Here is a 23,535-nt window from a genome sequence, read left to right as displayed (position 1 = left end):
TTCCGCTAATAACAATACATCCACTATTGTAATAATACCTTACTTTAGTATATTTTTTAATTTTCCTTGTTAGATTAACGCCAGGAAAACCTTATGAACACTATATTTTCGGTAGTTCTATTACATATACTTTCTAATCTTTCAAAAAAGACTCCAATTCAACTTACAGAATTAGAGTCTTTTCTTATTAAATAGTTTAGAGTTTAAAATGGCTTACTTCACTTTGTAGTTTTTCTGCGAGATTTGCTAATGATTGTGCACTCGAAGAGATTTCTTGGTTGGAAGCTAACTGCTGTTCTGTAGCCGCACTCGTATCACTCGCACCATCTGCTGCATTTGCTGCTAATGCTTGTACCTGCTGCGCGCTTTCCGTAACTGATTCAGCCATCGCTTGAATTTGTTCGATTGCTGCAGACACGGATTCTACTTTGAATACAACCTCTCCCACTCCTGATTCAATTTCATTGAATACGTTGAGAGATTCAGTAGTTTTGGAAAGCCCTTCTTCCACTTTATCTCCACCCGTAGTAATGGCTTTAAGAGCATCACCTGAAGCAGATTGAATTAACTGAACCATCGATTCAATTTCGGATGCTGAGTTTTTAGATTGCTCAGCAAGTTTACGTACTTCTTCTGCTACAACTGCAAAGCCTTTACCATATTCCCCTGCACGAGCTGCTTCAATTGCAGCATTTAAAGCAAGAAGATTAGTTTGCTCCGATATATCCGTTATTAGCGCAGTAATGGATTGAATTTCATCTGAATGTTTCGCCATATTTTTCATGATTTCTGTTGTTTCATTAAAAGTCGTATGAATTGTATCCATTTGGGTCGCAACATCTGATACAACCGACGATCCTTTTGTCACTAGATTTTTAACCCCATCCGTTGCTTGAAGCATCTCTTCATTACTTTGCGAAATTTGTCCAACACCTTGTTGTAATTCCACCATTGAGTTTACAGAATTTTCAAGATGCGTCACTTGTTGCTCACTAGATGCCATTTGTTCTTCTGCAGATTTTGCAACCATTTGAGAGGAAGCTAAACTTTCCTCTGAGCTTGCAGAAAGCTCTTCTGCATTTGCAGCAAGCTGCATAGACGAATCTCGCACACTTGACACAATATGTTGTAAATCGCTCGACATTTTATTGAATGTTGTCGCCATTACGCCAACTTCATCCTTGTTTTTAATTTTAATAGGCTCAACTAATAAATTTCCATTTGCAATTTCCTCTAAACCAGCAGTAACCTTTTGAATCGGTTTTGAAATACCTCTACTAATAAAGTAAGAAAGAATGATTCCAATAATTATGCTTAGTATAGTTAAAAGGATTATATTTCTATTCGTACTTGCTTGAGATTTTTCTAAATCAGCTCTCGTTTGTTCCATATCCTTAATTTGAATTTGCTTTAATTCAGCTAAAATTGCTAGCACTTCATCGTTTAATACAGTAGATTGGCTAGCATATTGTTCAAATGGTTGATTGCTCTTTTTCAATGAAATAATTTTATCGTTTGATTCAAATAGCGCCACTGTTTGCGTACGTAGATCTTCTAATAATTTTAACGATTCCTCATCTTTCACACTCTCAATAAGCGCTTTTGCAGCAACAGACCCGTTTTCAATTTCCTCATCAAATTTACCAAGCGCATCTTCTTTTCCAAACATAACAAACTCTAATATAGCAGTTGCCATATCTTTTTGGATGACTTCAATCTCCCCTACTAGTTCAACTTTTTTAACATTCATATCAAGTAAAGACTGATATTTACTAGTGATAGAATTTGTTGCTAAAATCGAATTCACACTTGTTAAAACTAATAAGAGTAATACCGCTGAAAAGCCAAACCATAATTTTTTCGCTATTGTCAATTTCATTTCCTAACTCCCTTTTTACTATTCTCTCTTCTCCAAATGATTCTTTAGTAACTCTATTATTATACATATTAAAAGGTATTTTGTCATACAGTTATTATTAAATATCACAAAAAAGCCCTAAATTGCATAAACAATTTAGAGCTCTTTAATATTTAGCTTCTTTAGTTCTTCGGTATAATGCATGCCATCCACAAGGGTGTGCGTTTGACGCACGCTGCGAATGAGCCACTACAGGATGAACAGTATCGATAACAAAGCCTATTATTTAAATTTTAAAATGACTGACGTTATTTTGTAGGTCTTCTGCAAGATCGGCTAAAGATTGTGCATTCGCTGTTATCTCTTCATTTGCAGCAAGCTGCTCTTCCGTTGCAGCACTTGTATCATTTGCTCCGTCTGCAGCAAGTGTCGCTAGACGTTGAACTTCAAGTGAACCTTCCGATACAGATTTCGCCATCTCCTGAATCTGTTCAATCGCTGCTGAAACTGATTGCACTTTAACGCCAACTTCTCCAACAGCCGTTTCTATCTCATTAAATACATCCATAGATTCAGTTGTTTTAGATAGTCCCGCTTCCACTTTGCCTCCACCCTCAGTGATTGCCTTTACTGCGTCACTGGAAGCTGATTGAATGACTTGAACGATGGAAGCAATTTCGGTAGCAGAATTCTTAGATTGCTCTGCCAGTTTACGAACTTCTTCCGCTACAACAGCAAACCCTTTACCATACTCACCAGCACGAGCAGCTTCAATAGCCGCATTTAATGCTAATAAATTCGTTTGCTCAGATATCTCTGTGATAAGTGCAGTTACATTTTGTATTTCATCCGAATGCTTCGCCATAGTATTCATAATGACTGTAGTATCTTTGAAAGTTGAATGAATCGTATTCATTTGAGTCGCAACATTAGCCACTACACCAGAACCTTTTTCAACAAGTTTCTGTACATCATCTGCAGCACGCAACATCTCTTCATTGTTAGCAGAGATTTGACCAACACCTTGAGATAATTCAGTCATCGCATGAACAGATGAATCCATATGACGTACTTGATGCTCACTAGTGACCATTTGTTCCTCTGCAGATTTCGCCACCATTTGTGAAGAAGCTAAACTTTCTTCCGCACTCGCTGTAAGTTCTTCCGCGTTTGCTGCAAGCTGCATCGAAGAATCTCTTACACTGGACACAATTTCAAGTAAATCTTGCGACATAGTATTGAATGCTACTGCCATTTCCCCTACTTCGTCCTTGTTTTTAATCTTGATTGGCTCTACTCGTAAATTACCATCTGCAATCTGAACAAGTCCTGCTGTAACTTTCTTAACTGGTTTAGAGATACTTCTACTAATGAAATATGCTATTGCAAGTCCTAAAATAATACTCAAAAGAGGCACAACCAAAACTATTAAGTTAGAAGTAGATTCAAACTGTTTCAAATTGGCTCTTGTTTTGTCCATATCATCTTGTAGAAATTGCTCTAGATCGCCTAAGATTTTAATCGTATCATTACTTATCACCTTAGAATCTGCTGTGAGTTTATTGATTGCTGAAGTATCTTTATTCTTCTTGGCATTAATCAATTCCTCATTTTTCTCTATGAAGGTCTTCTCTTTTTTCTTGATATCCTCCATCATTTTTAATGTTTCTGGAGAAAACAGTCGACCTTCCAAGTCACTAGTTAAGGCAACCTGTAATTCTGAATTTGCTCTAATATGCTTCAGCGATTCGTCTGTATTAAATAATAAATAATCCATCACACTACGAGATATATCCTTTTGAGCAATCTCAATATCTTTTATTAAATCCACTTTCTCTACCCGATCATCCAACAAAAACTGATACTTAGCATTCATTTCTTTTATGGTAAGCCCTAGAACAATAGAAATTCCTGCTAGTAATATAAGAACCACAGAAAACCCTAACCACATTTTCTTCGCTATTGTCATTTTCATCATAAAGCTCCTAATCTCTCCAAAATTATTCACTTACCACATGAAATCTATTAAATGAAACAAAGTGTTCCTTCCAATAGGAAGAATCTAAACTAGCAATTTCAACGCCCTTAGAACCCGCATGTATAAACTCATTGTTGCCTAAATAAATTCCCATATGTGAAATTCCAGCTTTATATGTATTCTCAAAAAACACTAAATCCCCAACAACTGGATTCTCAATGGCTGAACTTTGTGCAAAATAACTCTCGCTGCTATGTCTCGTAACCTTCAGCCCTGCCTGCGAATGAACAAAATATATAAATCCACTACAATCGAATCCAGCCATCGTGTTGCCACCATACAAATACGGAATTCCTTCCATACGTTTTGCAAAGTCTACTACTAAATCGTATTTAGCTTGTCCACTTGAAGAAAGAGATTTTGCTTCATTAAGTATTGGTGCTGAGTTATTAATAAGTTCCTCCGCTTTCACCTGGACAGCTTGTGCAGGAGTATCTATCTTGGAAGTTGTTACGGGATTCGCAGCTGCTACCTTTTGAGTAGCTTTAGTAGTTGTACTAGCGACTTTAGGCTTTTGTACTATTAATTTCTGTTTCACATAGATACTATCTTTTGTTAGCTTGTTCCATGTTCGAAGATCGTTCAACGTTACTTTGTATTGCTTAGCAATTTTGGTTAAGGAATCCCCTTTTTTCACTTCATACAAAGTATTTGCACTTACAGAAGTAGTGAATGTAAATAATAATACCATTACTATTAGCACCTTCTTAAACATAGTTTTCCTCCTTCTAATTAACTAGTAATGTAATAATACCATTATTTTCATACTAGTACATTATTATTTTTATATTTAATTGCCTGGGAAATATGCTTCTAAAAGCAATTAATGATTATAGTTTTATTAGTTAGTTAAAGGATGATAAACTTTAAAGTAAGATTACACAAAATATAAGCCTCAGTATTTATTTGTTGCTAAATTATCCGATATAATTATATCTAAAAAGTCTCATCCAGTAAGAATGTGAAAAATTAAGAATTAATAATATTACTACATTAACTACTGCTAAAAACACCGACTTTCTTAATCAAAAGTCGGTGTTTTTCATTTTTTATTATCAAAATACATACCGTCAATTGTTTGAGTTGCTGCGTAAGGATTACGATAAGAGCCCTCATGACGTTTTTTTTGTTGGAGATCTTTTAAATCTCCTTTGATTAGATCCATTATTTTATCTAATCGTTCATTTATACCTCTATCTAATTCTATCAAATGAGTATAGAGAGAATTTGTAGATAAATCAATTTCAGCTAAAGCATGTATTGCTTCCTCACGAGCATCAAGTAACTCATTAACTTGCTCGATAAATTCTGTACGTTCATTCTCTGATGGATTTTTAGCTAAGTGAGAATATAGCTTTTCAGATGCATCTAGAAAATTTTCTACCTCACCCATTATGCTTGATTCCCAGTGAATTGCTTTTGACGATTAATTTGAATTACTTGTTTCCAAGTGTCTCTGAATTCCGTCACATAACCTTCTACTTCTTCAATGATGTCCACATCATTTTTCATATTTGCTTCAATTAAACGATGATTCATATATTCGTACATTTGCATCATGGAATTAGAGATTTCAATATTCATATTCAATGTCACCATAAGCTCTTGAATAATTTTTTGAACCTTTTGTAAATTAACATTTTTTTCTTGAATATTTTTATCTACAATAGCTACCTTAGCTTTACCTAAAAACTTAAGGCATCCATTATAAAGCATTAATGTTAATTCACCGGGTGAAGCGGTGCTCACACTATTATTTTTATAAGCCTGATGTACCGATTGTGCTGACAATATAACACAACTCCTTTTATTTTAAATCCAAAAAATACTTTATTATTGACCTGTTGATTGTCCCATTAAGAAAGCAGACTGTTGATTAGCTTTAGATATTGCTTGTTCCATAGCAGTGAATTGTCTCCAGTAGCGTGACTCAATATCTTCAAGCCTGCGTTGAAAGTTTGAAATACGAGAATTCGTATCAATCAAACTTTTTCCGATGGCATATTGTTGGTCAGTAGAACTAGCTTTCCCTGCTTTTTTCTCAATATTTAGAGTGAATTTTTTCATAGAATCACGTAGACGCTGAACAATTCCTCTAGTGTCTTCTGAAGTATCAGTAGCCTTTTCTCCTGACCGAGTAAGTGTTTTTACAACTTGATCTGGATTTTCGGTTAATGCTTTTCGCAGCTTGTCTTCATTGATAACTAGTTTACCACCATCAGAGTATGCACTTGAAGTAGTTACTCCCATTTCAGCAAGAGTGTCAATTATATTATCCTCGATTCCAACACGACCGTAAATAGCATTCCGCATTTCAGACAAGCCAACACTTACGATAGAATCACTTCTAAGTAATCCACTTTTTGCTTTTTCATCCCATAGTTCCTGCTCTTTCTCGGACATGTCTTTTCGCTGTTCATCAGTTAAAGGAGGAAAATCACGATATTTTTTTTCTTTAAGTGAAGTATTCATGCCTCCAATAAGTTCATTATATTTTTCAACAAACTCTTTTACTTTATCAACCATTGCATTAATATCTGAACTTGCTGTTAAATTGATTGTAGGAACAGATGCGTCTGGACTAGTATTATTATTTTGCTGAATTGCCAAATTATATTCTTCAATCTTTTGGTCTCTTAGAGTCTCTTTTGCTGTCAAATCATTTGTAGTTCTCGTAACATCTAAATTAGCAATATCTAGACTTATGTTCTTAACAACTACATCTTTCAAGGCAGTAAAATCTCCATTACTCATTCCCTGTAAAGCTACTCTATCTTCAGGAGATAGGCTTTTCAACATTTTTTTAGATTCGTCGGTAATAGTTAAACTATCAATATCTGCATCTTCGGTTGCAGTTAGATTCTTAAAATCTAGAAAATGCTCTTCACTAAGATTTGCTAGAGTATTTTTTAAAGCACTGCTATCCTTAACAGTATCTGTGTATAACGTCTGTTGGTCCAAAGTTAACCCATTAAATGCCGAATCATATTCAGATTGCTTTAGTGATTGATTATTTAGTGCTACATCCTTTGCTGTTTGAGCATTTGCTACATCTTGGATGGCTTGATCTTTTGCGATTTCTAATCGAGCCACTTGTTCCTCAAGAGTATTTTTTACATTAAAAGTCGATTTAAGTGTTACATTATATCCTGAAATTGTAAAAGTATTACTAGACCGTTCCGTAGCAATGCCATTCACTTGGAAGACAGCATTTGTACCCCCTGATGCTAAATTAGTTGAATTAGTCATTCCTAATGCAGAAAAGACATTATTCCCACCACTAACTTGTACCTCTGCTCCACCTTTAATATCTCCTGTATTTTTTGCGGTAATTGATAACTTACCATTTTCAAATAACGCCGACACTCCTGCATTACTATTGTTTATTTTTGAGATAACTTGATCAATAGTATCTGTAGCTTTAATTTCAATATTTGTAGCTTCTTTAGCTAAGGTACCGTTTGATTGTATTGCTTTGAGAGAAATGGTCGTGTTCCCTGAAATACCACTAAGTTCACTCATTTTTGTAGCACCTGTTGCTGTTCCCCCTGTTGAAGTTGAAATAGTATTTCCTATTTGCCTTGCTGCAGTCGCTAATTGCGAAACTCCTTCAATTGAAAGATTACTAGATGCTGAACCTGTAGCAGTTGCACTTACAAGATTTGCATTTGAGCTTTCTACAGTCTTTTTATTGAAGTTGCTAGACAAAGAAAAATTATCAAATAAATAAGTATCAAAGCTCTTTAACTTTGTATTGATTGCACGGTAAGAATCCCGTTGCCATTCAAATGTAGTTCTTTTTTGAAATAATTTATCTAGTGGTATACGCTCCGCTTTCATTAAATCTCCAACAATCTGGTCTATATCCATTCCTGAGGCTAATCCACCTATTCTCATACCTGCCATTTATAATTACCTCCTAAATTTTCTCGTCTACAATCATTCCTAAAAATTTTTGCATCGTGTAAAATGCATCTAACAATTTACGAGGAGGCACTTCTCGAATGACCTCATCCGTCTCCGCATCCACTACTTCTACATAATAGCGATCTAAGCCATCATGCATGACAAATTTGGAATTACGATTTTGAACCGTCATAAATTCATTCAATGCATCTACTGCTTTTTGCACTTTGTCTTTTGGAAAACTTTCTTTTTCATTTGCTTTTTGTTCCGCTTGCATTATTTGCTTTAAAGAATTTTCCCCTATATTTACTTTTTCAACCTCAGGAATTGATACTTGTTTAGATTGTGGAGCAACTACAACATCCTTTGCTTGTGATTGAGCTGTTATACGCATACCAAAACTTCCCCCTATGCTCACAATGTTCTTACTTACACTATCGGTCTTTTTTTAAATATTTTCAGTTCCTAGCAAAATTTTCATCTATTCTGTCGATAATATAGAAGAAATACAAATAATTCACATGGAGGTGATTGGATTGAAACTACAGAATCAGGCATGGATATCCTTCTCAACAAACCGCTATCAAAAAAATGATACAGCAATAACTAAAACTCTTGAAAAGCTCTCAGGTGGAGATAAATTAACTCGTGCCGCTAATAATGCCTCAGGGTTATCTATCTCTGAAACATTACGTGGACAAATTAGAGGTTTAGCAAGGGCACAGCAGAATATGCAGGATGGCATATCCGTTTTAGAGTCCACTGACGCAGGTCTCCAGCATGTAAGTAGTGTTCTGCAAAGAATACGAGAACTTGCTGTTCAAACTTCTACTGATACTGTCACAGATGATGATCGTGTTGCCTCACAAAAGGAATTAGACCAACTGTCTAGCTCTATCGATGACACCTCTGAGAAAATGGAATTTAATACACAAAATATTCTTGGAGATGTACGGCCACTATACATACATGTCGGTGCAAATGCTGGTCAAACATTGCGTATTGATACCGTGAATGTTAGTACTACTTCTTTAGGGATAGAAATTGCTAAACTTTCTACTAGAGATGAGGCAGTAGATTTAATTGCAAAAGTTGATAATGCATTATCTACAATATCTAATCACTTAGCTAATACAGGTTCAGATTTTGAGGCTCTATCTCACCATAAGGAGAATGTTTCTAATATGGAAATGAGCTTACAAAAAACGGAATCTCTAATTCGTGATCCAGATATGGCTTTTGAAATGATGGAGTTTGTTAAACAAGGTATCCGTCAAAAAGGTGATGAGATGCTTATTAAGCAGACGAACCGAAATGTGAGTGATGTGTTGAGCTTGTTTAATTAATCAAAAATACCAAACTCCGAGTAATTGCTCGACTGTTTGGTATTTTTCATTTGTTCAATTTTTATTTAATAACAATTCTTACTAGATAACTACTTTAATAGTTGCAAAATTGATTGAGACATTTGATTAGCTTGGGTAGACATAGCTTGTGATGCTTGTAAGATGATTTGATCTTTTTTTAGCTTTACAATCACTTTTGATATGTCTAAATCCCTTAACTGCGATTCGGCTGAAGTTAAATTAGTTTTATAATTAGAAACATTCTTCTCAATATGTTCCAAAGCATTTTGATATGATCCGTATTTCGTTCTCTCTGTAGAAACTAGTTTCATTGCCTCATCAATTTTCTTTAATGCAAAATTAGCGTTGTTATTTGATAGAACATTAATATTACTTATTCCTAATTTTTGAACTCTAACATCCGAAAGTTGAATTTTAAACTGTTGGTCAGTGTTTGAGCCTATATGTAATATTATATCAAATGGACCATTAATCAAATTAGATGGATCCTCTATTGTAGGTGGCACCGATTGACCATAGAATGTGTTTACTGTAAAAGAACCTCCACTTCCGATGTCTCTTGGATTCCACCAAATACTATACCCACTATCCCCAACCGGTCCTATATTAGCATTAAAATTCCAATCGGCAACATCTGAATACCTTCCGATAGCGAACTGCGATGGTTCTTCTACTATACCCTCACCTTTAATGATTCCTTTTGCCTGAAACTCACTATTTACACCCTCACCATTATTTTGATTATATACAATGAAATCGTCAGGAATATCATTGCCAGAGTACACGGTTTGGCTATTAATATTAGAACCATTTACTATAAAAGGTGCACTATCATCTTCACCCAACATTGTATCCAAGTGAAATTGAAATCCAATAGAAGTATTGCTTGTATCATTATTTTTTATCATATATTGAATTTCATACTTATCTTCTTTTATACTTATAAGCTGAGTCACTTCCACATTTTTTGAAGGAATTGAATATATTGTTTCATACACTCCATTATTTTCAACAGTTGGTGTTATGTTAGTATCAGTCTTCAACTTATAACTGACACCATCTATTCTAACTGCTGGATTAGAAGTGCTACCTTCTCCATATACAAGTATTTTATTGTTATCTAGACTCGAAGTTGGATAACCCTCATCTGTTCCGAATGCAAATGATCCAATACTATTTACTGGGGGAAGTTTCAAAATGTTTTCGTAATTAAAAGAGGAACCCCCTACAGCATTAGAAGTTATGCGTGGATTTGTTCCATTTAACAAATTCATTGTATTGAATCCAGTTTCATTAGCTATTTGATTAATTGTTTTTAATGTCTGCTCGATTTCATGCTGAATAATATGTCTATCTTCAGAATTCAAAATGTCATTAGCCGCTTGTATAGTTAACTCTCTTAATCGTAGTAAATTGGGATTTGCAATCTCGCTTAGACCTGATTCTGCAGTTTGTATAAGGGAAATTCCATCTTGTATATTTTGTTCGGCCCTTTCCAATCCTCGGATTTGTCCTCTCATTTTTTCTGATATTGTCAATCCTGCAGAATCATCTGCTGCTTGATTAATTCGTAAACCCGACGATAATTTTGATAAACCACTATTAACTTGCTTATTATTTATATTCATTTTATTTAAAGTATTTAAGCTGATAATATTATGGGCTATTCTCATATAGCTCACCCCAAACTCATTATTTGTATGATCAATTTATCTCTCATCAATATAAGTAAGCATCACTTAGTACGATAGCGATTCTTATTTATTATTAAATTTATAGTTTCTATAATACCACCAACAATGTCTATGACATTTTCAACAACATTAGAAATAGCATGTCTAGTTGCTTTAGCTGTAGCACTAATAGCTTTTCCCATATCACTAAGCCCCTCATCTAAATGATCCTAATTCTTTTAAAAATCCCATTCCACTTCCTCCAAATCCAACTTTTTATAAATAACATAAATTAAGAAATTTAACCAAAACATAGGTTATATAAAAAAGAAACTTCAACTAATCCCCACCTATTTTTTAAATGGGTATTAGTTTATGTTTTTTTATTTTGGGACCTGAAATTCTGTTGGGATTGTTACCTGCATTATAAGAAGGTGTATTTTACATAGTGATCAAAGGTCGGTGTATGCATCTTATTCAAAATAAATTCAAAATTTTATAAAAGCCTTAAAAACAGTTATATAGCTACCGTTACCAAGGCTATAAAAATATTTACTTTAATAATTTCTAAGCATTTGCTCGCAGAGATAAAAATCCACTTCTGTGTCTATATCAAATGATCGTTCTCTTGGCATAACGTATCCTACTGTTTCATTAGTAATAAATGAATTTTCAACTTTCAATTTTTCAACATTTGCTACGTAAACAGCTCCATTTAGAGAATATACATTTGGTAAGTCTTGTCTACGAACAGCAAAATTAGCTTGCTTTATTACGGGATCCATCCTTCCATTCTCATTCAAATTATACATCCAGTAAGGTGATTGGTTTGGCTCTACTACGCTAACACAAAAATTTGCTTCTTTATTTAATAGCGTTTCAATAATTCCATCTATATCTTCAACTGTCCGAAGTGGAGAGGTTGGTTGTAACAATACTACATAATCAAAGCCAGGACATCGTTCGATAGCATGTATTACTGGATCAATCCCTGGAGTATTATCCTGCGCTAATTCTACCGGTCTGATAAAGGGGACTTCACAACCGTATCGTTTTGCAACTTCTATAATTTCTGCATCTTCAGATGACAAAATTATTCGATTAATGTACTTAGATTTTTTTGCTTCTTCAATTGTCCAAGCAATTAGGGGTTTTCCAGCTAATTCTTTGATATTTTTTCTAGGAATACCTTTCGATCCACCTCTTGCAGGAATAATCGCTAAAAAGGATGGTTTCATTTAACTTGCTCCCTATAATCACTATTTGCTCGTTCAAAATCGTCTATCTGTCCGATATCTAACCAATACTCTCGAATTGGAAATGCAGAAACAATTTCACCTTTGTCCATTAGTTGCTTAAATAAATCTGGCATATCATAAAATTCATTTTGCGGTATTAGGTCAAACACTTCTGGACTAAGTACATAGATGCCTGCATTTACAAAATTACGATTCACTGGTTTTTCTTTAATAGAAGTCAACTGAGGACCATCAATTTCAATAACACCATAAGGAATATGATATTCAAATTCTCGCACACACATTGTGGCTATTGCATTCGTCTCTTGATGAAATTGTAATAACTGTTCAAAGTTTACTTGCGTTAATAAATCACCATTCATTACAAAAACAGGTCCACTTGGTTTCTTAGTTAATAGAGAAAGTGCACCTGCTGTTCCCATTCTTTTTTCTTCTTCAACATATGAAATTGAGACATCGAATGCTGAGCCATCCTGAAAATAGTCTTGAATTATTTCTTTTTTATAATTCACTGATAATATAAAATTTGCAAAACCATATTGCTTAAATCCATCAATAATTGTTTCGAGAATTGGTTTATTCCCTATATGCAACATTGGTTTAGGAATGTTATCAGTAAGCGGTCGCAACCTAGTTCCAAGTCCACCCGCCATTAATATGACGATATTATTAGGATCTGTATTAGTTGTTTGATGACTTGAAAAAATCACATTAACAATTCTATTATACTCGTCTACAATTGGTAGCTGTTTAATTTGCTTTTGTTTCATAAGCTTTAAATAATCTCGATGTTTTTGACCTGATTTCTCGACAAAAGGTTTTCTATTCATTACATGTTGTATTTCCACTTCAAGTCCTTCACCACGAAGAATACTTCGACGAATATCTCCGTCTGTTACGGTTCCAAGCATATGCTGCTGTTCATCTATTACAATAGCAAACTGCAAAGATGATTCATCAATAATCTTCATTGTTTCAAAGAGTGTTGTATGCGGTCCAACTGCTATTTCTGTCCATTTCTTCATAATCTACACTTCCTTTGCAGGAACTCCAACTACCTTTTTTTCATTTGCAATATTTGAAACAACTACTGCACCTGCTCCCACTAAGCTTTTCTTTCCAACAGTGATACCTTGAATGATTGTAGCAGCAGTACCAATGTGGCAGCTCTCACCAATATGTACACTACCTGAAACAGTTACACCAGGAGCAAGATGTGTATGTGCATCAATTATGCAATCATGGTCTATTATTGTTCCTGTATTTATAATTGTATTATCGGCAATTTTGGTATTAGTTTGAACAATAGCCCCAGCCATTATTTGTACCCCTTCACCAAATTGTACAGTTGGTGAAATAATTGTTTTTGGATGAATAGTAGACTCAAATGTATAGCCTAACTTTTTAAAACGGTCAAATATTTCTTTTCTAATAGATGAAATCTGAATAGTACCAAGTCCAAGTACTAAAATTATTTCATCTTGATGATATTGTTCAATGCTTTCATCTTTCCCTAAATACGTGAAACCGAATGGATTAACTTGTTGCGTCGGTGCTGTAAACCCTATTATTTCACGACTCTGCATTAGTAAAATTTCTATTAAAGCTCTTGCATGTCCGCCATTTCCTATGATGATAATAGGCTTATTCTTCAATCAAATCATCCTTTTCATAAGCCTTTTGGGTTACTGAACCTAGTAATGACCAATAAGTAGAAGGTGATAATCCAGTTCCCGGGCGCTTCAGATCTAAATGTGCTTCTGTAAGTGTTGTTCCCACTACAATTTCCGTCTTTGCAACGATACTTTTGCGTGCAGCTCTACGATTCTTCAATTCTATCTCTGAAGGGTGTTTCAAACCACTACCTAAAACTTGCTCCACCTGTCGAATACCTTTTATCATATGGATTAGCTCTTTAGGGTTTAGTGAGGCTCTATGATCTGGACCAGGTAAAGTTTTGTCTAACGTAAAATGTTTTTCAATAACCGTTGCACCTAAACCAATTGCTGTAATTGGCACAATAATACCTTCTGAGTGATCCGAGTAACCTATTGGAACTTGCAATTCTACTCGTAATTGATTCATAGCAGTTAAATTTATAGTTTCTAACGGGGCAGGGTATTCCGTTGTACAGTGCAAAACTGTCACAAATTGCTTAAGTAATTCTTTAGCTTTCTCAGTTTTATAGAAAGCTTTCACATATTCTATGGATACTTTTTTGAAATTTGCGAGACCAAATGCTATAAAACCTAGTGCTTCATGAATTTCATCTAACGTTGCCATTCCAGTAGATACAATCATTTTCTTTCTTTTAGTTGCAATATAATAAATAAAAGGAGCGTTTGTTAGCTCTCCTGAAGGAATTTTCACTATTTCCATTCCAAGTGTATCTACTAAAAAGTCGACACTTTCAAAGTCAAAAGGTGTCGACAAAAATTCAATAGACTGCTCATTGCAATACTGTTTTAATGCAGTAAACTCATCATAGGATAGCTCCAGCTTTTTGAGCATGTCAAATTGCGAAGTAGCTTCCCCTAAATTTTCAACTTGATATGCTGCTTGCTCTGCAGCCTTTGTCACTAAATTCTCTGCTTTGAACGTTTGAAATTTAACTGCATCTGCGCCAGCCTCTTTTGCTGCTAGGACAAGTTTTTTCGCCAGTTCAAATGAACCGTTATGATTGACACCTGCTTCAGCAATAATATATGTATTCATCATTCTATTCGCTCCTTTAGCAACATAAATGCTTCTGCCTCCTCAAACCCGCTAGCTGCTCCTCGTAAAAAAGCAAGAGAGCGAATTGCTTTTTCACTTCTTGGAAAAGGAAAATCACTTATTTCGGATTCGTAAATATTCATTATCTCTATCTTTTTGTCTAATAATCCACTAATATTCACAAATATATTTGGTTTAAATCCATTTGCATCTGGATCAATCGAAAAATCTGTTTCCGATAATGTTTCATATACTAATACTTTTTCTACTGATGGGTACCGAAACCATTTTGTACAAGACATAGTAGCATCAAAAACAGTCTTATGATCACTATGTATATCTCCCGGGTATGGCGTGAAAACTATTTGTGGTTGAACACTGCTAAATATTTCACTAATACTATCAACCAAATCTGCCATCGGTATTTTATCCAGTTCAGCTGCTGGAAGATTAAGTTGAAATACTTTCTTGAATTGATAATGAACTGCTACCGCATCAATCTCTTTTTGCCGCAACTGTTTTCGCTCATTCGAAAAATTATCACCCATTCCCGTAATAATGAGCCAATAGAGTTGATGATTCTGTTCTTTATACTTTAATAAAGTTCCCCCACATCCCAATGTTTCATCGTCAGGATGTGGCGTCATTACTATAATTTTTTTATTCATAAATACTCTCCTGTTTTGGGAATAATATGTGAATCACTATTCAAAATTTCAATTACCCCGTCACCTGTTTTCACTGTAAATGAATCTGAGTTTACTTTCAAAACTTTTCCAGGCTCAACATTTTTATACTCTTGTCCACCCAACTGGACTTCTTTAGCGGCCCACACTTTATACTCTTGATTCTGATATACAAAATGTGCACCTACATATGGTTTTGTCAATGCTTTAATCAATTGAATAATGGTGTTACTGCCCATTCTCCAATCAATTTCTCCATCTTTCTTCGAACGCTTTCTCCAATAATTCGCTTTATTATTATCCTGTGAAATAGGGATAATTCGATTACTCATCAAATCGTTCGTCATTTGAATAACTTGCTTTTCACCAATTTCTAATAATTTTTGATATAGTGAATTCGCATCGTCATTTTCGGTAATTTCAACCACTATTTGGTTTAAAATATCACCAGAATCTGCATCTTCTGCTAAATAAAAAAAAGTGGAACCTGTTTCTTTTAACCCTAGCGCTAAAGCCCATATAATTGGATGTCTTCCTCTATTTTGTGGTAAGAGTGCCGGGTGATAACCAATTGCACCTACTTTAGCTATACTATAAATCTCTCTAGGTAAAAGATGTGACCATCCAAAGCAATAAATGACATCTGGCCGTTTTTCATGTATCCAATTTAGTAAATTTTCCTGATCTTTATAATCAAGCCAATCGATATTTTGTTGTTCTGCAAATAATGCTAGCGAAACGTGATCTGTATTAAAATCAGACTGTGTTTTCGTTACAATACCTACTATTTTTGCATTTGTATAATGATAAATAGCTTTTAAAAAATGCTCACTCGATAGAACACATCCAATATATACAATTCTCATGTATTTCTCCTACTCAATATCATAAAATTTTTTCTTCAAAATCGTATCCAAAGAAGTTTGCTTCAATACATGAATGATATCTTCTGATGTATTACCTGAACCATATACTTGCTGCATCGATTGTACATTTAGATTAAAATTATTACTAATACCTTTTTTAATAGCACGAAGAATCTCATTCTTTTCGAAGTTACAATCAATGACTGAATTTGCTTTAAGTCTTCCTCTTTGTCGATCTCCAATATTTATAGTTGGTTTCAAAAAAAACGGAACTTCTACAAGTCCACTTGAAGAGTTACCTATAACTGCCGAACAATGCTTTATAGCACTTAAATATCGATGCTGTCCTAATGAATCAAAAACAGTACATCGATTTTTATTTTTCTGAACGTATTGCTCAATATACCTATTAATAATTCGTCCATCTGTATCCGCATTTGTTTTAGTAAATAAAATTTTATAATTTTTAAATTCATCTAAAGAAGAGAGTAAAATTTTTATTTGTTCTTCTGCTGTACTTTCTTCTAATGTTGTCGGATGTAAAGTAACTAAGAAAAATTTGTCCATATCGAATTGAATAGATTCTTTAAAAGCCTCTAATGACAATAGAGATGTATTTTTAATGCCTTCTAAACCTAAAGTTCCAACGTTAAATACAGTGTCCGGCTGTTCGCCCATTTGAATAATTCTTTTCCGGTATTCTTCCGAAGCAGTAAAATGAATATGGGACATTTTCGTAATGGAATGACGTATTGGGTCATCTATTAACCCCTCGGTTAATTCCCCTCCATGAATATGAGCAATAGGAATTCTCGATACCATCGCTGCTTGTGTTGCAGCAAATATTTCAAAACGGTCTCCAAGAAGAATTACCAAGTCAGGTTTTAAGGATTGATACGCATCAGCAAAACCTATAACACCTAACCCGATAGATTTTACAATAGCGGAAGGAGTATCTCCAGATAACAACATTTCGATTTTTTGATCTATAATGAAACCATCTTTTTCTATTTGTTGATAAGTCAATCCAAATTCAGGTGATAAATGCATTCCTGTTACAATTAATTGCATTTGCAATTCTTTATCTTTTTGGATTTTAGACATTAACCAATATAGCAAGCCATATTCAGCTCTAGTGCCAGTTACAACACAAATTTTTTTCTTCACATTTAACCCTCGTTTACTGGTGTACTAGGAATATTAATAATTTTGTTATTGAAGCGCTCTGTAATCAACATATCAGCTTTCGGACAGTTTTCATAAGGCTTTAAATAATGCATTGGTGTCCAAATAGGACGACTCATTACACCATTGTCATTCAATAATGCTAGCACTTCGTCTCTAGTATACAGTTCATCCAAAATGAGTGTCTGCAACCAATAATTACTTGTGCTATGCTTCGGTTCTTTAAACAGTCTTACCCCATCTAAATCTTGAAGTAGTCCTTCATAAAAATGGGTTAACTGACGTTTTTGGTTTACAAACTGAGATACTTTTTCAAGCTGAGCACAACCAATTGCTGCATTAATATTTGGCATTCGATAATTATAACCAATTTCATCATGCTCATATTGCCAACGATGCGGAATTTTAGCGGTTGTCGTTATATGCTTAGCATAATCAGCTAATTCCTCATCGTCTGTCAAAACAGCACCCCCACCACCTGTTGTAATGATTTTGTTTCCATTAAAGCTAACTGCACTTACCTTACCAAAGCTACCTGTATGCTTACCCTTATAATAGGATCCTAACGATTCCGCCGCATCCTCGATTAATATTAAATTAAATTTTTCACAAACCTTTTGAAGAGCATCAATTTCTACTGCATGTCCAAATGTATGCATTGGCACAACTGCACGAATAACACGGTTCGTTTTTTTATTGAGTAACTCATTCCCTTTAAAGTCTCCAATTTCTAGTAGATATTGTTCTAGTTTTTCTGAGTCTATCCCTAATGTTATTTCAGACACATCGACAAAGTGTGGGATTGCTTGTATATAAGAAACCGCATTTGCTGTTGCGATAAATGTCAAAGAAGGCATCAAGACCTCATCATTCGGTTTAACACCTGCTACTTTTAGTGCTATATGCAAAGCAGCTGTCCCGTTCATGACAGCTATTGCCCGCTTTACTCCTACGAATTTAGCAAGTTCCTCTTCAAAACGCGTAACATATGCGCCAACAGATGATACCCAGCCTGTTTTAACGCAGTCTGTTACATACTCAAGCTCCTTCTCACTGAAAGTCGGTTCATGTAGAGGTACAAAGTCTTGTTTGTAATGGGCTTTTATCTGCTCTGTAAATGTTAGCCATTGTTTAGTCATATATTGTATACATCTGCCTTATATTGAGCTAAATTTTTAGAATTTGTAAACCATTCAATAGTTTCTTCTAAACCATTACGGAAGCCATCTTTTCCGCCGAATTTTGGTGCCCATCCAAGTAATTCTTTTGCTTTTTTATTTTCAGCCCATAACCGTTCCACTTCACTTTTCTCTGGTCGCAAGCGCTGCTCATCTGTTTCTATAGTCAAATTAACCCCCATTATATCTGCAATCATTTCGGCTGTTTCTCCAATTGAAACCTCATAATTTGAGCCTATATTAATAACCTCACCTACTGATTTAGAAGATTCCATTACCGAGATAAAACCACTTACAGTATCCTTTACATAATTGAAATCACGTGTTGGTCTAATCGCACCCAGTTTAATCGTTGTCTTACCACTTGCTAATTGACTAATAATAGTTGGTATTACCGCACGGGCTGATTGTCTCGGTCCATATGTATTAAAAGGTCGAATAATCGAAACTGGAGTATCGAAAGAGCGATGGAAGGACATTGCCATTTGATCTGCTCCAATTTTAGTGGCTGAATAAGGAGACTGTCCTTGTAGTGGATGTTCTTCATCGATTGGAATATACAATGCCGTACCATAAACTTCACTTGTTGAAGTATGGACAACTTTCTCCACATTTAGGTCACGCGCTGCCTGTATGATATTTAACGTTCCTTTAATATTTGTGTCGACATAGGTATCTGGTGAATGATACGAATAAGGAATCGCAATAAGTGCTGCCAAATTCAATACATGGGTACACCCTTTCATCGCTTCCTTTACTCCATACGGATCACGAATATCTCCAGCGAAAACATCTAAATTCTTTTTAATCTCCAATGGAGATTGATCAAGCCATCCCCATGAATTGAATGAATTATAATATACAAATGCTCGAACATCATAGCCTTGTGTAACAAGAGCTTCTGTTAAATGTGAGCCAATGAAACCATCAGCACCAGTTACTAGGATTTTCATCATACCATCCTTTTTCAATTGTTTTTAAATTTCCTTCTTACTTTTTGGTCTTATCAGCAACTATTCCTAACTGATTAACCTCTTCAAAAAAACTAGCCGCTTCATATTCAAATAAATCTGCTAATAAATTTTCATCTTGTTGCTCTAAAACTATATTAATTTCCTTTAATAGTTCTTTCATTTTTTGGCTATTAAATATTATTAAGTAATCATTTCTCTCGAGAATATTAATAGAATCACTTATCCATTCCATTCCTTCCACAAAATCTCCAATAGAACTGAATGCTTTATCCCGTTTATTAAGTCTTAAATATTCTGCTATTTTAATACATCCTTGTGGGATTTTAGATGTATATTGATTTAGGCTTTCTATTAATGCTATTAATTCCTTTTCAATGTCTAGTTCCATCATAATCTCTCCTTATCGAGTTGTAACCATACCGGAGATTCTAACAATCCCAAAAGATACTTTTGAATATATTCAATGTAAATCTTAAATTTATTAATCATTTCGACTCGCTCTTTATTTGTTTCAAAGTTATCCTCAAAACCAAATTCAAACATATTATTTATAGATTTAGTAGAAGAATAAAGCAAACTCAAAATATGAGTTTCTAACACTTCATTTTCCCTCAAAGATTTTATTAATAGCAATACTTTTTTTAAGTCTTTTAGCGATATGGCAGATAAATTCATTTGATTTATTTTACGAACAGCATAATCTACATCTTTCTTACACGCTTCGATTTTGCTCAAAAAATCTGCTGAAAAAGTATAATTTAAATTAGCTTTAGTTACAGATCGATTAATCCAACCTTTTTCAATTTTATCAACAAATTCGATTTCTTCAGAATTAATATAAGGAACATCTTTAATTTTTGCCCCATCTTTTGCTAAATTATAAATCTGAATCTTTGAATTAGTTTTAGTGATAATAGAAACAACATTATTAAAGCTCTCTAAAGTTGAAGCTAAGCCAAATGTAGTATGAGTCATACCACCATTATTTGATTCTACTTCAATCGTTTGTCCAAGGTTTTTCATATTAGCATGTTGATTTACTCCAGATGCATAATACTGTCCATTCGCCAAAGCCAAATCCTGGCCAACCATATATACATTTTTTGCACCAAGAAAATGAGATAACAATAATGAGTATAATGCTACTGATGGCACAGTTGGAATATTTAGTAGATCCTTTCGTTCAGCAGCCGTAACGGTATCTTGAGCAAAATTAGTAACAAAAATTTCTCCTTTATGATTCTTTAAGATAGAGTGATTTGTGGTTCCAGTAGTGATAATAGGACCTGTATACTGTGTTTGCTCAAAATGTGCTGTATAGTTTATTAAGGAGCCATCCAAAATTGTAACGAAGTCTGGCATAATATCATTGTTGATTAAACCATTTACTGCAGAACCGGAAGCAATTATATAAGCAGAATTACTTTTCATCTTCATAAAATCAATATGATCCACCATGGAAGGACCTGAGGAAACAAGAATTATATCTTTATCAATAAAATTGTCTTTTATTTCCATAATAGATCTCGCTTCTTTGGTGATGGAAAGATTTAATATAGGCTCGGTTATCCATTCAAATTTAAAATAGTTTTCTGTATTTTTATTAATTGTAGCAGTAACTATACCCATTTTTATTTTTTCAAGTATCGGGGAGAGTAGCTCTGTATTTAGTCTATCATAGTTTGGATGTATTAATACTTCACACTCCATTCCTAGAGAGTTTCTTATTGCACCGCTTAACTCTAAATAGTTTATTTTTGAATTATGAAAGAGAACAATGTTATGTTCCTTTAATATTTCTTTGTACTCATCAGAGTAATTAATTTCATCAAAAATTTCTAAAATAATAAATTTAGATTTAAATTTTTTATTTAATAAATACTCTAGAATAGTTCCATTTCCACTTCCAATAATAATATAAAACATATTATTATTGATTGTTTGACAAAAACGTTCAATTTCTTTTAGCGGAGATATTTCAGAATTTAGTGATACGATTTTGTTCGTTTCATCATCAAATATTTTTATTACTTCAATTTCTCTTTTATTTAGTTCTTTTTTTAATTTATACATGCAATCCCTCATTCATTCTTCAAAGGAAAATTATTTTTACCTAATATTTTATTAATAACGCAGCTAGCCTATTTCTTCTATGTAATATAAATACTTTATAAAAAAAGCTGAAGCTATAAGCTTCAGCTTTTTTAATTACTAACTATTATTGTAGTAATTGAAGTACGCCTTGTGGTTGTTGGTTAGCTTGAGCTAACATAGATTGTGCAGCTTGAGTTAAGATATTGTTCTTAGTGAACTCCATCATTTCTTTAGCCATATCAACGTCACGAATACGTGATTCAGCTGCAGTTAAGTTTTCAGAAGTTGCACCAAGGTTGTTAATTGTGTGTTCTAAACGATTTTGGATAGCACCAAGATCAGAACGTTGAGACGATACAGTTTTGATAGCAGAATCAAGTAATGCAATTGCATTGTTCGCACCTGATTGTGTAGATACAGTAAGAGCACTAAGACCTAGAGCTGAAGCGTCCATAGTTGCAACACTAACTGATAAAGTTTGTCCAGTATTTGCACCGATATGAATTAGTTTAGCTGTGAATGAACCATTTAGTAATGATTGAGTGTTGAACTCAGTATCAGTAGCGATACGCGTAATTTCAGTAGTTAATGCAGTAATTTCTTTTTGTAGTTCAGCACGATCATCGTCTGTGTTTGTATCATTTGAAGATTGTACTGATAATTCACGCATACGTTGTAAAATTGCGTGAGTTTCATTAAGAGCACCCTCAGCTGTTTGAATTAATGAGATGCCATCTTGTGCATTTTTAGTAGCCATGTCAAGACCGCGAATTTGTCCACGCATTTTTTCAGAGATTGCAAGACCAGCAGCATCGTCTCCAGCGCGGTTGATTTTGAAACCTGAAGATAGTTTTTCTAAGTTTTTAGCAGCTGAACCTTGGTTAGCTGTTAAGTTTCTGTGTGTATTTAAAGCTGAAATGTTGTGTTGAATTCTCATTGTGAGATTCCTCCTTGAATTTTGGTTTATTTAGTTCCACATCCATGTGGAAATTGTTTGGCAGTATAAGGTCGGCCGCCCCATTTCTGCCTTACATTATTAGTATCGTACTTATTTGGAAATGTTTAATAGTTTTTAAATATTTTTTTTAGAAAGTTTCTCAATTAATGATTTAGACACATTTAATGATTCTTTGTTTTGGTTTTGAATACTTTCGTATACTTCAGACCGGTAGACTTTTATATTTTTTGGAGCAACAATCCCTAGTTTTACTTGGTCTCCGTCTATGCTTAATATTTTTAGTTCAATTTGATCTCCTATCATGATTGATTCATCTTTTTTTCGTGAAAGTACAAGCATTAAAAATTGCTCCCTTCAATTGGGAATCGTAATGGATATTTACTTGCATCTTGCAATACAAGTTGTTTAGCAATCTTTTGTTTGTGATTGATTAAAACTGGTGCTTGTAAGTTTAATGTCGAATTATTAAAAGGTTCTTTTAAAGTAACAATTGAATAGGTGATTAAATCTTCAGGTGACTCTATTTTTAATTCTTCTTTGTCTTCTTCCATTACATCGAATGCATAGTCTTGTTTAAATTCAAATGGTAGAGCTATAACGAAGCCAATCTCTTGTTGTTTGATAGATTGTAGAATTGCAAATGGAGAATCTTTTTCTAATGGCAGAATAACAAATTCTGTTATTTTCTCAAAACCTGGCAATCCGTTTGGAAATTGAATGATTTCTTTTTCTTCTATTGTAATTTCACCTAAAAATTTTGTGTCAATCTTCATAAGTA

General features: G+C 34.1%; 24 protein-coding genes. 1 reads left to right on the top strand and 23 read right to left on the bottom strand.

What is annotated here, in order from left to right:
* Positions 1-196 precede the first annotated feature (196 nt).
* The 7 genes from WAX74_RS08175 to WAX74_RS08145 all read right to left on the bottom strand — a co-directional run bounded on the left by WAX74_RS08175 (position 197) and on the right by WAX74_RS08145 (position 8,196).
* On the bottom strand, positions 197-1,879 hold the full coding sequence (locus WAX74_RS08175; protein WP_336497172.1) for a methyl-accepting chemotaxis protein: 1,683 nt from the start codon (positions 1,877-1,879) through the stop codon (positions 197-199).
* A 265-nt stretch (positions 1,880-2,144) separates the two neighbouring features.
* Positions 2,145-3,836 (bottom strand): methyl-accepting chemotaxis protein, encoded by a 1,692-nt coding sequence (locus WAX74_RS08170; protein WP_336497171.1) that lies wholly within the window; start codon positions 3,834-3,836, stop codon positions 2,145-2,147.
* Positions 3,837-3,858: 22 nt separating this feature from the next.
* Positions 3,859-4,611: a C40 family peptidase gene (locus WAX74_RS08165; RefSeq protein WP_336497170.1), complete on the bottom strand. Its 753-nt coding sequence runs from the start codon at positions 4,609-4,611 to the stop codon at positions 3,859-3,861.
* 327 nt (positions 4,612-4,938) lie between these two features.
* The gene (locus tag WAX74_RS08160) at positions 4,939-5,289 is read right to left on the bottom strand and encodes a flagellar protein FliT (RefSeq protein ID WP_336497169.1); all 351 of its coding nucleotides are present in this window, start codon (positions 5,287-5,289) and stop codon (positions 4,939-4,941) included.
* A complete protein-coding gene (fliS, locus tag WAX74_RS08155) occupies positions 5,289-5,687 on the bottom strand; it encodes a flagellar export chaperone FliS (RefSeq protein WP_336497168.1) in 399 nt (132 codons plus the stop codon). The genes WAX74_RS08160 and fliS overlap by 1 nt, the downstream gene beginning before the upstream one ends.
* A gap of 42 nt (positions 5,688-5,729) precedes the next feature.
* On the bottom strand, positions 5,730-7,802 hold the full coding sequence (gene fliD / locus WAX74_RS08150) for a flagellar filament capping protein FliD (RefSeq protein WP_336497167.1): 2,073 nt from the start codon (positions 7,800-7,802) through the stop codon (positions 5,730-5,732).
* Positions 7,803-7,815: 13 nt separating this feature from the next.
* Positions 7,816-8,196 (bottom strand): flagellar protein FlaG, encoded by a 381-nt coding sequence (locus tag WAX74_RS08145; protein WP_336497166.1) that lies wholly within the window; start codon positions 8,194-8,196, stop codon positions 7,816-7,818.
* 142 nt (positions 8,197-8,338) lie between these two features.
* On the opposite strand from WAX74_RS08145, the gene WAX74_RS08140 reads away from it, so the two are divergent.
* Complete coding sequence (locus WAX74_RS08140) at positions 8,339-9,148, top strand: flagellin N-terminal helical domain-containing protein (RefSeq protein ID WP_336497165.1); 810 nt, start codon at positions 8,339-8,341, stop codon at positions 9,146-9,148.
* Between the two features lie 89 nt (positions 9,149-9,237).
* Here WAX74_RS08140 and WAX74_RS08135 read toward each other — a convergent pair whose 3' ends face one another.
* The 16 genes from WAX74_RS08135 to fliW form a co-directional block, all read right to left on the bottom strand.
* Positions 9,238-10,842: a flagellin gene (locus WAX74_RS08135; RefSeq protein WP_336497164.1), complete on the bottom strand. Its 1,605-nt coding sequence runs from the start codon at positions 10,840-10,842 to the stop codon at positions 9,238-9,240.
* A gap of 62 nt (positions 10,843-10,904) precedes the next feature.
* Positions 10,905-11,045, bottom strand: coding sequence for a hypothetical protein (locus tag WAX74_RS08130; RefSeq protein ID WP_336497163.1), 141 nt, complete (start codon positions 11,043-11,045; stop codon positions 10,905-10,907).
* Between the two features lie 354 nt (positions 11,046-11,399).
* Positions 11,400-12,080, bottom strand: coding sequence for an acylneuraminate cytidylyltransferase family protein (locus tag WAX74_RS08125; RefSeq protein WP_336497162.1), 681 nt, complete (start codon positions 12,078-12,080; stop codon positions 11,400-11,402).
* A complete protein-coding gene (locus WAX74_RS08120; RefSeq protein ID WP_336497161.1) occupies positions 12,077-13,126 on the bottom strand; it encodes a nucleotidyltransferase family protein in 1,050 nt (349 codons plus the stop codon). Before WAX74_RS08120 ends, WAX74_RS08125 begins: the two co-directional genes overlap by 4 nt.
* 3 nt (positions 13,127-13,129) lie before the next feature.
* Entirely contained in the window at positions 13,130-13,756 is a 627-nt protein-coding gene (locus tag WAX74_RS08115) for an acetyltransferase (RefSeq protein WP_336497160.1), read from the bottom strand.
* On the bottom strand, positions 13,746-14,819 hold the full coding sequence (gene neuB, locus WAX74_RS08110; protein WP_336497159.1) for an N-acetylneuraminate synthase: 1,074 nt from the start codon (positions 14,817-14,819) through the stop codon (positions 13,746-13,748). The genes WAX74_RS08115 and neuB overlap by 11 nt, the downstream gene beginning before the upstream one ends.
* Positions 14,816-15,484, bottom strand: a complete 669-nt coding sequence (locus tag WAX74_RS08105; protein WP_336497158.1) for a PIG-L deacetylase family protein — start codon at positions 15,482-15,484, stop codon at positions 14,816-14,818. Before WAX74_RS08105 ends, neuB begins: the two co-directional genes overlap by 4 nt.
* Positions 15,481-16,368 carry a methionyl-tRNA formyltransferase gene (locus tag WAX74_RS08100; protein ID WP_336497157.1) on the bottom strand — a complete coding sequence of 296 codons (888 nt, stop codon included), beginning with the start codon at positions 16,366-16,368 and terminating at the stop codon, positions 15,481-15,483. The genes WAX74_RS08105 and WAX74_RS08100 overlap by 4 nt, the downstream gene beginning before the upstream one ends.
* A 9-nt stretch (positions 16,369-16,377) precedes the next feature.
* On the bottom strand, positions 16,378-17,535 hold the full coding sequence (neuC, locus tag WAX74_RS08095; RefSeq protein WP_336497156.1) for a UDP-N-acetylglucosamine 2-epimerase: 1,158 nt from the start codon (positions 17,533-17,535) through the stop codon (positions 16,378-16,380).
* Positions 17,536-17,537: 2 nt separating this feature from the next.
* The gene (locus tag WAX74_RS08090; RefSeq protein ID WP_336497155.1) at positions 17,538-18,692 is read right to left on the bottom strand and encodes a LegC family aminotransferase; all 1,155 of its coding nucleotides are present in this window, start codon (positions 18,690-18,692) and stop codon (positions 17,538-17,540) included.
* A complete protein-coding gene (locus WAX74_RS08085; RefSeq protein WP_336497291.1) occupies positions 18,689-19,684 on the bottom strand; it encodes an NAD-dependent 4,6-dehydratase LegB in 996 nt (331 codons plus the stop codon). The genes WAX74_RS08090 and WAX74_RS08085 overlap by 4 nt, the downstream gene beginning before the upstream one ends.
* Positions 19,685-19,721: 37 nt before the next feature.
* Complete coding sequence (locus WAX74_RS08080) at positions 19,722-20,096, bottom strand: hypothetical protein (RefSeq protein WP_336497154.1); 375 nt, start codon at positions 20,094-20,096, stop codon at positions 19,722-19,724.
* Positions 20,093-21,778: a motility associated factor glycosyltransferase family protein gene (locus WAX74_RS08075; protein WP_336497153.1), complete on the bottom strand. Its 1,686-nt coding sequence runs from the start codon at positions 21,776-21,778 to the stop codon at positions 20,093-20,095. The genes WAX74_RS08080 and WAX74_RS08075 overlap by 4 nt, the downstream gene beginning before the upstream one ends.
* Positions 21,779-21,923: 145 nt before the next feature.
* A complete protein-coding gene (locus WAX74_RS08070; RefSeq protein ID WP_336497152.1) occupies positions 21,924-22,736 on the bottom strand; it encodes a flagellin N-terminal helical domain-containing protein in 813 nt (270 codons plus the stop codon).
* Positions 22,737-22,871: 135 nt separating this feature from the next.
* Positions 22,872-23,096, bottom strand: coding sequence for a carbon storage regulator CsrA (gene csrA, locus WAX74_RS08065; protein ID WP_336497151.1), 225 nt, complete (start codon positions 23,094-23,096; stop codon positions 22,872-22,874).
* A complete protein-coding gene (gene fliW, locus WAX74_RS08060) occupies positions 23,096-23,530 on the bottom strand; it encodes a flagellar assembly protein FliW (RefSeq protein WP_336497150.1) in 435 nt (144 codons plus the stop codon). Before fliW ends, csrA begins: the two co-directional genes overlap by 1 nt.
* Positions 23,531-23,535 lie beyond the last annotated feature (5 nt).

This window comes from Psychrobacillus mangrovi (assembly GCF_037104765.1).
In the GTDB taxonomy this organism is placed as follows: domain Bacteria; phylum Bacillota; class Bacilli; order Bacillales_A; family Planococcaceae; genus Psychrobacillus; species Psychrobacillus mangrovi.
Note: the sequence above shows the minus strand (reverse complement) of the source record. Positions and strands in the feature narration are given on the sequence as shown.

Excerpts from the sequence above, each read along its gene's own strand:
- WAX74_RS08080 (WP_336497154.1), bottom strand. The coding sequence starts at position 20,096 with ATGATGGAACTAGACATTGAAAAGGAATTAATAGCATTAATAGAAAGC.
- fliD (WP_336497167.1), bottom strand. The coding sequence starts at position 7,802 with ATGGCAGGTATGAGAATAGGTGGATTAGCCTCAGGAATGGATATAGAC.
- WAX74_RS08135 (WP_336497164.1), bottom strand. The coding sequence starts at position 10,842 with ATGAGAATAGCCCATAATATTATCAGCTTAAATACTTTAAATAAAATG.
- WAX74_RS08160 (WP_336497169.1), bottom strand. The coding sequence starts at position 5,289 with ATGGGTGAGGTAGAAAATTTTCTAGATGCATCTGAAAAGCTATATTCT.
- WAX74_RS08105 (WP_336497158.1), bottom strand. The coding sequence starts at position 15,484 with ATGAATAAAAAAATTATAGTAATGACGCCACATCCTGACGATGAAACA.
- fliW (WP_336497150.1), bottom strand. The coding sequence starts at position 23,530 with ATGAAGATTGACACAAAATTTTTAGGTGAAATTACAATAGAAGAAAAA.
- WAX74_RS08070 (WP_336497152.1), bottom strand. The coding sequence starts at position 22,736 with ATGAGAATTCAACACAACATTTCAGCTTTAAATACACACAGAAACTTA.
- WAX74_RS08165 (WP_336497170.1), bottom strand. The coding sequence starts at position 4,611 with ATGTTTAAGAAGGTGCTAATAGTAATGGTATTATTATTTACATTCACT.
- WAX74_RS08170 (WP_336497171.1), bottom strand. The coding sequence starts at position 3,836 with ATGATGAAAATGACAATAGCGAAGAAAATGTGGTTAGGGTTTTCTGTG.
- csrA (WP_336497151.1), bottom strand. The coding sequence starts at position 23,096 with ATGCTTGTACTTTCACGAAAAAAAGATGAATCAATCATGATAGGAGAT.
- WAX74_RS08145 (WP_336497166.1), bottom strand. The coding sequence starts at position 8,196 with ATGCGTATAACAGCTCAATCACAAGCAAAGGATGTTGTAGTTGCTCCA.
- WAX74_RS08085 (WP_336497291.1), bottom strand. The coding sequence starts at position 19,684 with ATGAAAATCCTAGTAACTGGTGCTGATGGTTTCATTGGCTCACATTTA.
- WAX74_RS08075 (WP_336497153.1), bottom strand. The coding sequence starts at position 21,778 with ATGTATAAATTAAAAAAAGAACTAAATAAAAGAGAAATTGAAGTAATA.
- neuB (WP_336497159.1), bottom strand. The coding sequence starts at position 14,819 with ATGATGAATACATATATTATTGCTGAAGCAGGTGTCAATCATAACGGT.
- WAX74_RS08130 (WP_336497163.1), bottom strand. The coding sequence starts at position 11,045 with ATGGGAAAAGCTATTAGTGCTACAGCTAAAGCAACTAGACATGCTATT.
- WAX74_RS08175 (WP_336497172.1), bottom strand. The coding sequence starts at position 1,879 with ATGAAATTGACAATAGCGAAAAAATTATGGTTTGGCTTTTCAGCGGTA.
- WAX74_RS08090 (WP_336497155.1), bottom strand. The coding sequence starts at position 18,692 with ATGACTAAACAATGGCTAACATTTACAGAGCAGATAAAAGCCCATTAC.
- WAX74_RS08120 (WP_336497161.1), bottom strand. The coding sequence starts at position 13,126 with ATGAAGAAATGGACAGAAATAGCAGTTGGACCGCATACAACACTCTTT.
- WAX74_RS08125 (WP_336497162.1), bottom strand. The coding sequence starts at position 12,080 with ATGAAACCATCCTTTTTAGCGATTATTCCTGCAAGAGGTGGATCGAAA.
- WAX74_RS08100 (WP_336497157.1), bottom strand. The coding sequence starts at position 16,368 with ATGAGAATTGTATATATTGGATGTGTTCTATCGAGTGAGCATTTTTTA.